9 protein-coding genes are annotated in these 14,126 nt (G+C 55.6%); 2 read left to right on the forward strand and 7 right to left on the reverse strand.

Going from position 1 to position 14,126, the window contains the following annotated elements; all coding sequences use genetic code 11:
• The first annotated feature begins 114 nt into the window (after window positions 1–114).
• A complete protein-coding gene (locus Poly24_RS20000; RefSeq protein ID WP_145099673.1) occupies window positions 115–690 on the forward strand; it encodes a sigma-70 family RNA polymerase sigma factor in 576 nt (191 codons plus the stop codon).
• An 82-nt stretch (window positions 691–772) separates the two neighbouring features.
• Here the strand turns inward: Poly24_RS20000 and Poly24_RS27155 are convergent, their stop codons facing one another.
• On the reverse strand, window positions 773–934 hold the full coding sequence (locus tag Poly24_RS27155; RefSeq protein ID WP_197452042.1) for a hypothetical protein: 162 nt from the start codon (window positions 932–934) through the stop codon (window positions 773–775).
• A 310-nt stretch (window positions 935–1,244) separates the two neighbouring features.
• On the opposite strand from Poly24_RS27155, the gene Poly24_RS20005 reads away from it, so the two are divergent.
• Window positions 1,245–2,804 (forward strand): carbon-nitrogen hydrolase family protein, encoded by a 1,560-nt coding sequence (locus tag Poly24_RS20005; protein ID WP_145099675.1) that lies wholly within the window; start codon window positions 1,245–1,247, stop codon window positions 2,802–2,804.
• A gap of 925 nt (window positions 2,805–3,729) precedes the next feature.
• Here Poly24_RS20005 and Poly24_RS20010 read toward each other — a convergent pair.
• The 6 genes from Poly24_RS20010 to Poly24_RS20035 all read right to left on the reverse strand — a co-directional run bounded on the left by Poly24_RS20010 (window position 3,730) and on the right by Poly24_RS20035 (window position 14,085).
• A complete protein-coding gene (locus Poly24_RS20010) occupies window positions 3,730–4,185 on the reverse strand; it encodes a carboxypeptidase-like regulatory domain-containing protein (protein ID WP_145099677.1) in 456 nt (151 codons plus the stop codon).
• A 146-nt stretch (window positions 4,186–4,331) separates the two neighbouring features.
• A complete protein-coding gene (locus Poly24_RS20015; protein ID WP_145099680.1) occupies window positions 4,332–5,378 on the reverse strand; it encodes a DUF1559 domain-containing protein in 1,047 nt (348 codons plus the stop codon).
• Between the two features lie 475 nt (window positions 5,379–5,853).
• Complete coding sequence (locus tag Poly24_RS20020; protein ID WP_145099685.1) at window positions 5,854–6,867, reverse strand: DUF1559 domain-containing protein; 1,014 nt, start codon at window positions 6,865–6,867, stop codon at window positions 5,854–5,856.
• 453 nt (window positions 6,868–7,320) lie between these two features.
• Window positions 7,321–8,340, reverse strand: a complete 1,020-nt coding sequence (locus Poly24_RS20025; protein WP_197452604.1) for a DUF1559 domain-containing protein — start codon at window positions 8,338–8,340, stop codon at window positions 7,321–7,323.
• A 485-nt stretch (window positions 8,341–8,825) separates the two neighbouring features.
• Window positions 8,826–11,123 carry a serine/threonine-protein kinase gene (locus Poly24_RS20030; protein WP_145099691.1) on the reverse strand — a complete coding sequence of 766 codons (2,298 nt, stop codon included), beginning with the start codon at window positions 11,121–11,123 and terminating at the stop codon, window positions 8,826–8,828.
• A gap of 355 nt (window positions 11,124–11,478) precedes the next feature.
• A complete protein-coding gene (locus Poly24_RS20035; protein ID WP_145099694.1) occupies window positions 11,479–14,085 on the reverse strand; it encodes an SdrD B-like domain-containing protein in 2,607 nt (868 codons plus the stop codon).
• Between the last annotated feature and the right edge of the window lie 41 nt (window positions 14,086–14,126).

Below are 14,126 nucleotides of genomic sequence, written 5' to 3' on the forward strand. Positions count from 1 at the left end.
TACATTGTTTTTTGCCGTAGCAACCGCTCTCGCACCGGTACGCGACGGTTAGGCAAGAGCCCCGCAGTTCCATTTGTGAATTGCCCTCCAATTCTTCAACCAACGTTTCCCGCCATGAACGACGATTCCATCGATGTCGCCCGCTCGTTGCAACAGATCGTCGACGGGGATCCGACGGCGGCGGACCGTTTGATGCCGGAGGTCTACGACCAATTGCGGCGTCTGGCCCAATCGATGCTCAATCAGGAATCCCCCTCCCATACGCTGCAACCGACGGCGCTAGTGAACGAGACCTATTTGCGGATGGCCGATCAGACGAGGGTCGATTGGCAGGGGAAGACTCATTTTTTTGCGATCGGGGCCAAGATGATGCGACGGATTTTGGTCGATCATGCCCGTGGCAAAAATCGCCACAAACGAGGCGGCCAAAGTCAACGCATCCCGCTTTCGGATGACATGCGTGTCACCAACCAAAAGGACGAAGATGTGTTGGCCATCGAAGACGCCTTGGCCAAACTGGCGACGCTCGATCCCCGGCAGGCTCAAATTGTCGAGCTGAGGTTTTACGGTGGCCTGACGGTCGAAGAGGTTGCCAACGTGCTGGGCGTTTCCAAACGGACCGTCGAAGCCGAATGGACGATGTTGCGAGCCTGGCTGCGTCGCGAACTCGGCGGCGAATTGGCCGATTAGTCCGTCGGAAACCGCGTCTCTGCAATGTGCTTCGGATTGCGCAATCTGCCAACCACGCAGGCATTTTTTCTTCGAAGGGCGGTCACCGGCGCACAATCGTCAATACGTGGATCGATCTGTTAGTCTTCTCGATCCCGATGCCAAGATCCTGTTCAACAGTGCGGTCGACGAGGCGATCGATCGGTTGGGCAGCGGGGATGCCGAGGCGCTCAAAAATATCGAGGGACAATTCGCTCGAGGCCATCGCAACGGCCACATCGAGCGGATGGCAGGATCAACGCCGTGCGCAGGGCGGAAACCTGCGAGCGATTCGATACCTGGCTGGTGGAAGCAAGCGCCCTTCGGAATCGGGTCAAATTGTTAGAGAGCGGATGCGACGGGATGGAATGCCCAATCGGCCAAGCCGGTTTAAGCTCAATTGCGTGAGGAATTCTCCGACGCCCACTTCCCGCCCGAGCGGTTGGCACGCGAGAATACAGGGGCTCGTCTGCCGAGATCGCAGTCCGCGAAACAGCAGCGGAAAACGCCAACAATGGATAATAGGGTACTGTCTGATGGATCCACTCGATCTCAAAGAATTTGAATGGAAAGTCAAAGTTCGTCAGCTGTCGATCGACGACTACGATGCGCTCGTAAAAATGCAACAACGCTGTTTTCCGGGCATGTCGCCGTGGACCCGCGACCAGATTGAAAGCCAAATCAAGGTCTTTCCCGAAGGGCAGTTGGTGGTCGAGATCGATGGCGAGGTTGCGGCGTCGTCGTCCAGTTTGATTTTGCGTTACGACCGCACGACCGCTTGGCACGATTGGACCCAGGTTGCCGACAACGGTTTCATTCGCAATCACTCTCCCGAAGGGGATACGCTTTACGGCATCGAGATCATGGTCGATCCGGAGTATCGCGGGATGAAGTTGTCGCGGCGATTGTACGACGCGCGGAAAAAACTGTGCCGGGAACGCAACATCGAACGGATCATCATCGGCGGACGGATTCCAGGCTACGGTGATCGAGCGGATGAGATGTCGGCTAGCGAATATGTCGAGCGAGTGGTTGCCAAAGCGATCCACGATCCCGTGTTGACGGCTCAAATTGCCAATGGCTTCGCTTTGCAAGGTTTGATCCCCAATTACTTCCCCAGCGATCAAGCGTCGCGCGGCTACGCGACCTTTCTGGAATGGAGGAACTTGGAATATCAAGCCTCTCGGACACGGCGGTATCACGCCGCTTTCGAACCGGTTCGCCTGGCGGTCGTGCAATATGAACTGCGACGGATTAACAACTTCGGTGAGTTCACGCAACAGAGTGAGTTCTTCGTCGACGTCGCTGCCGATTATAAGTGCGACTTCATCATGTTTCCCGAACTGTTTACGACGCAGTTGTTGTCGTGCGTCGAATCGGCTCGTCCCGGACTCGCCGCACGCCGACTGGCCGAGTTCACGCCGCAGTACCTCGAGTTTTTTACCGAGTGCGCCGTCAAATACAATGTGAACGTGATCGGTGGATCGCAGTTTGTCGTCGAAAACGAAAAGCTCTACAACGTCGCCTACTGCTTTGGTCGCGATGGTACGATCCACAAGCAATATAAGATTCACATCACTCCCAGCGAACGGAAATGGTGGGGCGTCAGTCCTGGAGATTTTGTCAACGTCTTCGATACCGATTCAGGTCGCGTCGCGATGTTGATCTGTTATGACATCGAATTCCCCGAATTGGTCCGGATCGCTGCGGCGAAAGGTGCGCAGATCATCTTCGTGCCGTTTAACACCGACACCGTCGAAGGGTATCTGCGGATCCGACACTGCGCTCAAGCAAGGTGTGTGGAGAACCACGTCTACGTCGCGATCGCGGGATGTACCGGCAACCTGCCGTTTGTCGAAAACGCCGACATTCACTATGCCCAATCGGCGATTCTGACCCCCGCCGACGTCGGCTTCTCTCGCGACTCGGTGGGTGCGGAATGCAATCCGAACATCGAAACCGTTGTCATGGATGATGTCGATCTGGAAATTCTGCGGAAGCATCGCGAATCGGGGAGCGTGCAGAACTGGAACGACCGCCGCAAGGATCTCTACCGAGTGACCTACGAAGAGGACGGCAAGACATTCGAGGTCTGATAGATTGTAGAAGCGGTGAAGTCGCGAAACGCAGCAGCGTCGCTGGGGGGCGTTTCCGGAAGCGAGACCACGAGTTGTTTCGACGTGGCACAAACCGCTTTCCGTTTCAGCGTCGTCGTTAACTCGGCCGGTTAGATTAAGTGGCGGGAAGGCTTCCGGGGATAAACGTAATGGGGAAGAATCAATTACCCATGGAATGATCGTATCGAACCAGGAACCCAAAATGTGTTCCTGGTTCGAGTCTACAAAAAGCAGAAAAATCGATCCGTTTCGTGGCAAGCGTTCTTAGGGTGGTTGCGATTGAATTGTGACCTGCGGCGCGAAACAGAGTAATTCCAGCGTTTCGCATCGTGGCTCGATTCAGCAGCCCCTCATCGGTTTTCATCCGGTAGGTGTCTTCGCCAAACGTCACGGACGTAATGCAACTTGTTCTGGATGGCGCAGTATCCCCGACTTGCTCGCAACAAGTTATCGGCCGCAGCTGGATTTCGACCAACGCTGGTCATTGCATAAGACACTTCGGTCGTTGAGGTGTTGCCAATTTTGCGAGTCTGCTCCATGCGAACAGCTTGTAAAGACGGGAGTGGTTGGGGCCTGCCTGCCCGCAAATTGTGCCTGTCCTCCATCGCCGCCGCTGGTCGTGGCACTCCGATAGTGGCGATCACGACCAGTCGCTTAGTGTGCCCCCACGCCAATGCTCTTAGGAAGATGCAGTTAAATCGAGGGGAATCCTTCTCAGTACTTCGCAAGGGAAAGGGCTCGAAGTTGGTTGCGAAAATGCTCCAGCACCGGGGAGATTAAAACGCCCCGGTCTAGCCACAGATCACGTGATGTTGCAACGCAATTCGAAGGTCTCCATACGCTATCGAGTCACCGGACTTTCTCGTCCTACGTCGCCAGCTCAGAACCAAGTTCTTCCTCGATATCAGTCGATCAAGTCGAACGTGAAGTCGTTTTCTTCTCCCTCGCCGACCTCAGCCATCAAGTCCGATGAGCTTCTCCGTTTGTATTTGATCGGCAACAAATCCTTGACAGTGATCGTAGGTTCCTTGCCATGTTTTTTCATGTACTCCAACGCTTCGTCTTCGGACAGAGCGCCCTCGACTTCGGACTTGGCGACCAGGACGTTGTATCTGCCTGGTATTGCTCCATCACCTGGTTGCAGTGTTGTCACTTCAAAGTGTCCGTTCTCGTCGGTTGCCCCGCTGCAAGCACGTCCTTCCAGGTTGGGTACAAAAGTGACCGTCGCTCCCGCGACAGGCTGTCCTTTGTGGAGTATTGTGCCGGTGACCGGAACGACTCCATTGACAGACGCTGGCTGGCTGCAGCCAGTCAGAAATCCGGCAGGGACAAGTACCAGTAAACAAACGAATTGTTTCATCTCAAATCGATCCTTACATCACATTTTAACAGTTGTCGGGAAAATAGAACCAGAAGCGAAGTCCCCACCTCGCTTCTGGTTCCATGAAACTAGTGGTCGCGCAAAACTTGCGCACCATCTCAAGTCCAAAATCGCATCCGACGTTTTTATGGCAACTCCGCGATCTCGCCACCGTCCTTGGAGCCCAAAGCGCCCCAGACGCCGTAAGGCGACGGACCGGCAGCGACGCTGCCACTGGAGAGATCTCCAGTATCAATGGTATCGGTGATAAACGTGACCGCTCCATCACACATCAAAGTCGTCACGCCACCCGGGTGATAGCTGCTCGGCGACACGATCATCCGATGCGCAGAGTCGGTTGTATAACCGCAACTTGGACCGTTTGGCGGCAAGATCGTGTTGATCGCCGTCCAACCGGTAAACCCAAACGACCAGGAGTTGCCTCCGTTGCCTCGGGCACTGGAGGTGGCCGTGTACATGCCATACGTCCCCACGGTGGCCATGCAGCTGATCGGATTGTTCGCTGTCGGACTGGAGGCAACGGACGGATGCGATTGAACAAACCCACCTTTCATGGGTCCTCCATTGATAGTCACTCCGTTGCCAATGCAAGTTTCGCCCATGGCTACCGTGTTGCTCAACCCATCTGTAATTGCGGAAAAGTTGAATGTTCTCATTCGTCCAAAAGGACTGCGCGTGAATGTGTCGCTGTAGTACGGCGTCCAGTCAGCAAGACTGAAACAGTAATTATTGCGTCCGGTTTCTGTTGCCTGTTTATTGCCGCTTCGCGCGTCGGAGGGGCATAGATATCCCGGAATCGTTGTGTACCAAGGCGTATAGCCTGAACTAATCCCGTATTTGTCATAGGGCGGATAGACCGTCCCATTGATCGTGGTCGTTGACGTGATTTGATCATATAACGCACCCTGCTCAATGAATGGCAAGATCGCGATGAAACCACTGTAGTGGCTGTGAGCATGACTCCCGAACGACCAGTACGGTAGCGATTTGTGGGTGTCGTGATAGTTGTGCAATGCCAAGCCCAACTGCTTCATGTTGTTGCTACAGGACATCCGCCTAGCCGATTCGCGGGCAGCCTGGACTGCGGGAAGAAGCAGACCAACCAGGATTCCGATGATCGCAATAACAACCAGCAATTCAACCAACGTAAAACCGAGCGGTCTGGTTTTCATCTTCTGACTCACTTTGATAATTCCTTTGTAAATTGGACGGGGCGTTGCAGATCAATATTGGCGAACGCTCAAAGTCGATAGCCGTTCGAACAAACATTGCAACCGATATGCCAAATCCCCACTTGATGAGTGGAGTAAGAAACCGCGGGTAGTGGTGGTGCCGAAAGGAGCTAGCGATGGGTTTGCGGTTGAGGTGCGGAACCGGTCCTTAGCGAAAGCTGCCGAGAATTCACCTGCCGTAAACCAAACGATGGCAAAGGCACTCTAAACGAGGTTGTTTAATTCTCACTGGAGGGATTTTGCGAAAAGATCCTCCCACCCCAAGGCGGCGTTGCACTGAAGACTGGCACATCGAGCAAACAAATGAGGCGAGACGTTAAAACGAAAAGAGCCGGGCGGAAAGGCCCGGCTCGGAACGTTTACCGATCCGCGATGAAACCGCGAGAGGGTGTGGCGACGCTGACTGTCAGGTCGATTAGAACTCGCCGACCGGTTGGCCATCGGAGATGAACGAGAGCCGTTGCAGTATGACGAGGTCGGTGGTATCGCTGAGGAAATGGACCGATCCATCGGCAAACGTGATTTGCGCTCCGCCGGGATGGGTGCTGCCGACGGTCGACCAATTGCCTAACTGGCTCGAGCGCGCCGCGCGTGCATAGGGGGGTGAATCCCAGCTACAGCACACGGTGTCGTTGATGCCGCGGCTGTAATCGAGCCCCACGCCATGGCCGACCCACTTTGTAAATCCCCAGGCCTGGGACTCGCCATCGATCGTGGCACGCAGGGTCTCGCAGACTGCGGCGGAGTTGCTGGTCCCATCGGTCAGGTCACGCATCTTGGACGATTCGTCGTGCCCAAACATCCGGCGGGATTCAAAGGTGGTACGGCTCCACTTCTCGGCAGAAGAGTAGGTCCGCGCGCAATTGAAATCGTAATTGGTAAGGGCTCCCAACAGCGACGTCGTGCCAGCCGAAATCGAATAATGGCTGCTGCCGGCGGTTGAGTAGTGGGTGGGATTGGGATCCGAAGGGCACATGAAGGCCTCGACGACCGTGCTGACGGCTACATCGTTGGCATTGCCCGCAGCTCCGGGAGCTGGTCCGGCAAGTCCCTTGCCGTTACTGTTGTGCCCACCGGTCGGCAGGTTCATATCGATTTGATCCTGCAAGTTTTGCAGTTCGATGAACGGAAGCAACAACATCCACCCGCGATGATTCAACACCCCGCCGGTAGCTGGCGTCGCGGAACCGGTTGCGATCGCACCACTAGCCGAAACCGAATAAGGGAAGACGCGATGCGTGTCGTGATAATTGTGCAGCGCCAACCCGATCTGTTTCATATTGTTGGAACAAGACATCCGCCGGGCGGCTTCGCGAGCAGCCTGGACGGCAGGCAGTAGCAGCCCGACAAGAATACCAATGATGGCGATTACCACTAATAATTCAACCAACGTAAAACCCTGTGGCTTCGTGTTCTTCTTCTGACGCATCGATGACTCCTGTGCAGGACGGAGGGGACGCTGCTGTGCGACGACGGCAACGTTTGAATTCGGTAAGCGTTCGAAAGAAATAGCAACCAATGTGCCATTGCGCTTCACCGGCGTGGGGAAGAGAGTGTTGAAATCGATGGCCGTCGAACTGAAACCAGATCTTGCAAGCTGCTTATGGGGACAGACAATACGCTAGGCGTGAACGCTGCCGGATAAGGTTGCACTAACAAGCGGGCGCGTTGGTTTAGCCAGAAGCGGCTGCGGCACAATAGATCTTGGAAGGTGTCAAGTTTTTTTGCCCCACGGTTTGGGGTGCCCCCACGTTGAGCATCGCATGCAAAAAAAAGGGGCGATATAACTAGCAAAAAAGCCGGGCACAAAGACCCGGCTTCTCGTTTTGTTGTTACCAGAACACAACGGACATGTTCATGGAACGCAACTTTGTTCGCGGTACTAGAACTCACTCAGTGGATTGCCATCGGAAACGTAAGCGATGTTGTTCAAGACGATTTGGTCGGTCGTTTCGCTTAGGAAATGAACCGATCCATCGCCGAAGGTGACTTGAGCTCCACCGGGATGCGTGCTGCCCACGGTCGACCATTCGCCCAGTTGGCTTGGACGCGAAGCGCGTGCGTAGGGAGTTGAGTCCCAGCCACAGCATTCGTTGTCGTTGATGCCGCGGGAGTAGGCGAGGTCGACGCCGTGACCGACCCATTTGACGTAACCCCAAGTTTGCGAGACGCCATCGATGGTGGCTCGCAAGGTCTCGCAGACGGCGGCGGTATTGCTGGTTCCATCGGTCAGGTCGCGCATCCGCGACGATTCATCGTTACCAAACATCCGCTTGGTCGCAAACGTATCGCGGCTCCATTTTTCTACAGTCGACGAGGTGCGGCGAACGCTGAAGTCGTAGTTCGTGTATGCTCCCATCAAACTTGTGGTGCTGGGAGAGATCGAATAGGAACTGCTGGATGTCGTCGTGTAGTGCGTGGGATTTGGATCCGATGGGCACATGAAGGCGTCGACGACCGTACTAACGACCACGTCGTTGGCATTGCCTGACGCCCCCGGTGCAGGCCCCGCCAGACCGACGCTGTTGCGGTCATATGAACCGGTTGGCAAATTCATATCGATCTGGTCTTGCAAGTTCTGCAATTCGATAAATGGCAGCAACAACATCCAACCACGATGGTTCAACACGCCGTTTGCGGCTGGGATTGCGGAACCGGATGTGACCGCCCCGCTGGCCGACACCGAATATGGAAAGACGCGGTGCGTGTCGTGGTAATTGTGCAGTGCCAAACCGATCTGTTTCATGTTGTTCGAACACGACATTCGGCGAGCCGCTTCGCGTGCCGCTTGCACCGCGGGCAGCAGCAGACCAACCAAGATCCCGATGATCGCAATCACAACTAACAATTCCACGAGTGTGAACCCTGAACGATCTGGATTCTTTTGACTGATGAACTTCATTCGACGATTCCTGTGAAAAGAGGTTAACAAACCTGGGAACGATCGCCCGCCCCCAGAATAGTGGGACGTGCTCGATGAAAAGGACTTGTCGCAATGCATGTCGCAAGTCGAGTGCCAATCCTGGCGGCCCCCAACTCAATCTTCCCGTTCCAACAGCGGATCAATGCCACAACTACAATAGGGGCATCGCAAAATGTCGAACGATACTCCACCTCAATCGCAACCTACGGCGCAACGCCCGGCCCTTACGGTTGCGCGGTGCCAGCGATGCCATGGGCAAACATTTGGAAAAAGCTGTGAATGGAGGCCCGTGAGCACCGGTCGGATGGATGTGTGCTCGAACGCTATGCACAGGATGCAAAAAAACGTGGCGACCCACCGTCCTCATGCACCCAACCTCAGGTCAAACGTGGCCAACCACTCGAAGGGCCCCTGAGCGGGCAGCACGGCGCAGGGTAGACCGAAGTTTCACTGCGAGCTCGATTTCATGGGGAGGATTTTGGAGCGTAGGCCGACTGCCACCACGCTTCGGCCATCGCGGTCGTCCATTGCACAGGGAGCGCTTGAAGTCGGTTAAGAATCGCAACCACACTCTCGGGTCGCTTGCCGACCTCTTTCTCGAGACACTCTGCGATCAACTGATCGAGCTCCGGAGGTATGTTCGGAGCCAAATCGCGAACCCGCGGTGGCACCGTATTGATAATGTGAAAGTAGACATCGAAATCGCTGACGTCGTTGAAGATGTCGTGACCGGTCAACAGATTAAAACCGACAGCCCCCAACGAATAGATGTCCGATCGCGGATCGTTCGAACTGGGCTCGCGGATTCGTTCGGGTGCCATGTACAGCGGCGTCCCGATGACTCCCATCGTTCGCGTGATCTTGGCATGGTCGTTCGACTGCATCGGTTTGACCAAACCAAAATCGAGGACCTTGACCACATCCGATTCTCCTCCTCGCTGGCACACCATGATATTTTGGGGCTTGATATCGCGGTGAACGATTCCCAATCCGTGCGCTTCGCGAAGCGACTTGCAGATCGATTCCAAAAAATAAATCACCCGCGCGACAGGAAGCTCCCCCTCATCGCGAATCAGAGTTGAAAGCGTGATCCCCTGCAGATATTCCATCGCGTAATAAAAGATCCCTTCGGCGGTCTGGCCGTAATCGTAAACTTCGATCGTGTTGGGATGCGATAGTTTGCTGCTCAATTGAACTTCACGTTCAAACCGCGCGATCGATTCAACATTCAAATTCTCAGGGTGCAACAATTTGACGGCAGTCGGTCGTTTCAACAGCGCATGTTGCGCGAGATAGACCTGCCCCATTCCCCCTTCGCCCAACAGTCTTCCCAATGCATAGGGCCCTACATTTTGAACGTTGCTTGCCTGTCTTCTCATCCGAGCCATATATCGAGCCGAATAGATGATGAATCCGATCGATCCCAATATCAGTACACCGATCGCGGCAAAAGCGAGGTTCAGGTTTTTCATTGGCCCATAGGTTTCCGCATAATCGACTTCGGTCGCGATGCCGAATCCGTATTGCGGCAACCATTGCCATGCCCCCACCACGGTCACGCCACGGTAGTCGCGATAGCCGTCGAGATCCAAATCGTTCTCGCCAGCCGTCGCAAAGGCTGCCATCTTGGTCAACGGTTGCGCTGCCACGGGCGTGTTCAAGCGATAGCCCCTGGTTAGATCCCCACCGGGGTCGCGAATTTGAACGCTCAAACACGAATACGAATCGTCGCGATCGTCGATCAGCCCGATCGATCTCAACGTGTCGTTGAACCGGCTCTCCGAAATCATGATGGCTTTTTGATCAAACGCATACGTCTCGCCCGACAGCCCGACCCGAACACTTTGCAACAGTTCAAAGAACCGATCTTCCATGCCGATCCCTCGCAGATACATCGCAGCGATGATCTCCTGAGAATCGTGGGGAGCAAAGATCGGCAGCATCATCGGCATTTCGGGACGCATTAAATCGACGGCATGTCCCTCCACCATGTTTTCATGCAAAATCGGTGTCAGGATCAACGTTTTTCCGCTGAGCGTCTCGGTGATCAAGGCGGAACCGTCCGCTGCCGAACGTCGTCCCAACGCGTTTTCGTATTGCGATGATGCCGCAAGCACGCGGTTGGTTTCTCCAAAAATCAAGTACTGCGGCTGGTGCCCCATGATACCGGCCAACACCTCATCGATCGTGGCCCGCGCCGCCTGAGCGTCTCCGTTGGAATCGGTGGTCAATTGATAGACGGCTTCGCGCAGGCGTTCTTTTTCCGACCACGCGTGGACGTTCGCCTTTTCCAATTCGATGTAGCTTTCGACCGCCGCGACGCTGGTCGCCACCAGCAGCCTCAGTTCATCCGCCCGGATCGAACGCAGCGAAGCGCGAACATTGATGTACGCCCATCCGATGAAAGCGCTAAGAATCAACATCGCCAGCACGATCGCCAGTGCCGACTGTCCTTGATTGCCGATCGTCCGCGTAACGGCCGTCAACATCTGCGAACGCGTTCGGGAACGCGACGCTGTCGGCGAAACGATCGACAGGCGGCTTCGCATCGAACCAGCGATCCGAGGCACCGGCCCCGTACCGCTGTCGGCTTGCAGGCCGTTTCCCTCAGTCCGCAACAACGCCCCGACTTCATCATGCAAGGACTTGTCGCCGGAACATTCCCGTTCGATCATCACAACGCGTGCCGAAGGTTCGAGCCCACGGGACCTGCGAAGTATGTCACGAGCGCGGGCAACGAGGGCTGGATCACGATCGGTCATCGCCACAAATCAAAAGAGGGAATGGAACTCCGCCACAATCAATGCAGCCGCTGTTCAGCCGGAGCCGTCCCAACCGATGTTCATTCGCCGTACAATCCGTGATCCAGGCACGTTCGCACCCAAACGGCCGACGCCTAGCAAAACCATGTTCGAACAAAAAGGGAAGCGGCAAAGGCACGTAGCATCAATTTTCTATACGTGAAACATTGTCACCATTAAAAACTAGGCTCTCTCATAGAGCAACCCTAATCGGCGCGCTCCTCTCGACGCGGTTGCAAAAGAATCCTCGGCCGATTCGGATCGACAGGTCGCCACGTTTGTATCGACGGTGGCAACTGCCTGGCGAACGGAGGGATCAGCGGTTCCAATCGCCGACCAACTGCAGCACATAGTCGGTCGCCACCGTTGTCGCTTGATTCGTCGACGAACCTGTCGCGTTGACGGCGCGAACACGATCGAAGCTCAGACCACGCACGGTGGATGATCCGTTGCTATAGGCGAGCGTCGCCAGGTCGCCACTGCCGGAGAATTGATCCACACCAGTCGATCCTTCCAGGACCAGCAAGTCGTCCCCCAGACGTCCGTCGGCGGTGATCCGTTCGACCCCCACGACCAACAATCCATTTCCGCTGTCCGGATCGGTAACCATCGCCAATTGATTCAGCCCAACGTGGAACTCTTCCGCATTGCTGGTGCCCACCACCTCCACGGAATCATCCCCCGCTAATCCATCGAAGATCAACATCTCCGAAAGTGGCACCAGCGTCACTTCTCCATTGACGGTGACCCGCCAGTGGGTGTTCGTCTGTTCGATCCGCACGACATCTTCCCCAACGGTTCCCGAAACCGTTGTCGTGTCGATCCCCGTATTGTTGTAGATCTCTTGCTGGACGTTGGTACGGGCCAACAGCATTCGCTTGGTAATGATCTGAAGCGTTTCGCCAAAGTTGTAATTGACAGCGTTTTGGCCGGCGGCGATGGTCACGCCATCGAACCGGTTCATTCCCGTTGTGGTTCCGACCGTGGCGGTCCCCGGCAAAACCTGCCCCAGTGAAATCGAAGCATCTCCAAATCGAGACGGTTGGATTTCTTCGATGCTATACGTTCCCGGCGTCACATTCTCAAAGTTGTACCATCCGTCGGGACCGGTCAAGGTCGTCTGCGTCGCCACGCCAGGCGTGTTGCTGATCAAACGAATCATAACGCCCGGCAGACCGATCTCATCGGCATCGACCAGCCCATCGCGGTCGTTATCGGTGTAGACGTATCCAGCGACGCTGGAGAGTCCTTCGATTTCAGCGTTCAAAAAATCAAAGCCTGTTGGTGACGTAACGCTGCCGTCCGGATGGACCGTCACCAAGTGCGACGTGGCAGGGAACACCTGTTCGAACCCGTCAGGCACACTCTCGAAAATCCTGTGGGTTCCGACCGGCACATCCAGGAACAGATATTGCCCCGTCGCACGGGTGCTGTCTACCTCGTCGACCGATCCGTCGTTGTGAAGGTCCAAGAAAATTCCCACTTCCGATTGCGGTGTGTCGACACCGGGATCGATCGCGCCGTTCCGGTTGGTGTCGATACGCTTGATGCCTGTGATCTGCACACCCTCCCGATTGCCGAAATCAAGCTCATCCAGGAGCACGTTCGGATCGACGACAACACTTGTCTCACCGATGGTGACCAGATAGCTGCGAGCGGCGGGAAAGGTTAGGTCGTTGTCGTTCGGTTCGTAAACGCGGTGCGTTCCGGCGGGAACCTCGACAAATTGGTAACTGCCGTCGGCAGCGGTGACGACCGATTGGTCGGGCGTCGTGGGACCGTCGTTGTTGATGTCCAGCGTGATCGTCACGCCAGCCATCGGCGGATCGGTGTCATCGCGGACGCCAATCGTTCCGATGTCGTTGAGGTCTTGGAACTTGGTGCCGCCGATCACGACCACTTGGTTCACAAAGTCGAGTGGTGGCAAGGGAGGATCATCCGGATCGGTGGGCGTGATCACTCCATCGGCATCGACGGAAAAGTTAAACGCACCACTGGCGGGTGCCAGCCGAATCCGACCATTGGGCAAGATCTCTTGGATCGAATACGTACTGCCGGCCGGAGCGGGATTGAGCACAAACTGGTAACTGCCGTCGGCGGCGGTCGTGACAGTTTGGTCGTTAGGTCCGTCGAAGACGCCGTCGTTGCCAAAGTCCAGTATCATCGTGACCGGCGTCGCGGGAGGACCGCTGGCGTTGTTTGCATCGATCTCCTGCTTAATGCCACCGATCGCAATTGGAATCGTCGTTTGGACGATTTGATTTTGGGAGGCGGAAGGAAGATCGAGACCGACAGCCCCCGAGATGCCTGTCACCGCATCCAACGGCTCCCCATTCTCAAACGCCATCGATCCATCCAGCGCGATCGTGAAGGTTGTCGAAGCGAAGGCGTTCAGATCCGAATTGACGCGAAACATCAACATGCTCGAAAAGGACTCGATACTATCCCCCGATGACAATGCGGCCCCTTGCCCTGCATTGGGCAAAGCGCCACCGCGAACACCGCTCAGGTTGTAGAACGAATCGAAGTTTGCCGGATCGCTGTTAGCATCGAATTTGAATGCCTCGTCGTTGTAACTGAGCATCGCGCGTTGCAGCGTGAAGCGTTCTGCAACCAAACTATTGGGAACATCATTGTTGAACAATGGCCCGGCAGGAAGCGTGGGCGATTCGAGCGTCAAGACCTTGGGATCCCATGAATAGTTGAGTGGCAATGAGATCACGCCGGAGGCCGAATCGGGAACATCCACCTTCACCCGCGCTTCGTAGACTTCGCCAGCCTTTAACGAACTAACCGGCGTAAGGTTGCCCGGTTCATAGAATTCCACCCCCAACCCCAAGGTTGCCAAAAGTGCGCGCGATTCGAGCGATTCGCCCGACAGCAGACGGCGACGACGGGAACGATGCTTCTTCAGTGGTTTCATAGCGATGCCTGGCAGAACGGATGGATTCGATTCATGCTAGA

Origin of the sequence: Rosistilla carotiformis (assembly GCF_007753095.1) — a bacterium.
Classification (GTDB): Bacteria; Planctomycetota; Planctomycetia; order Pirellulales; family Pirellulaceae; genus Rosistilla; species Rosistilla carotiformis.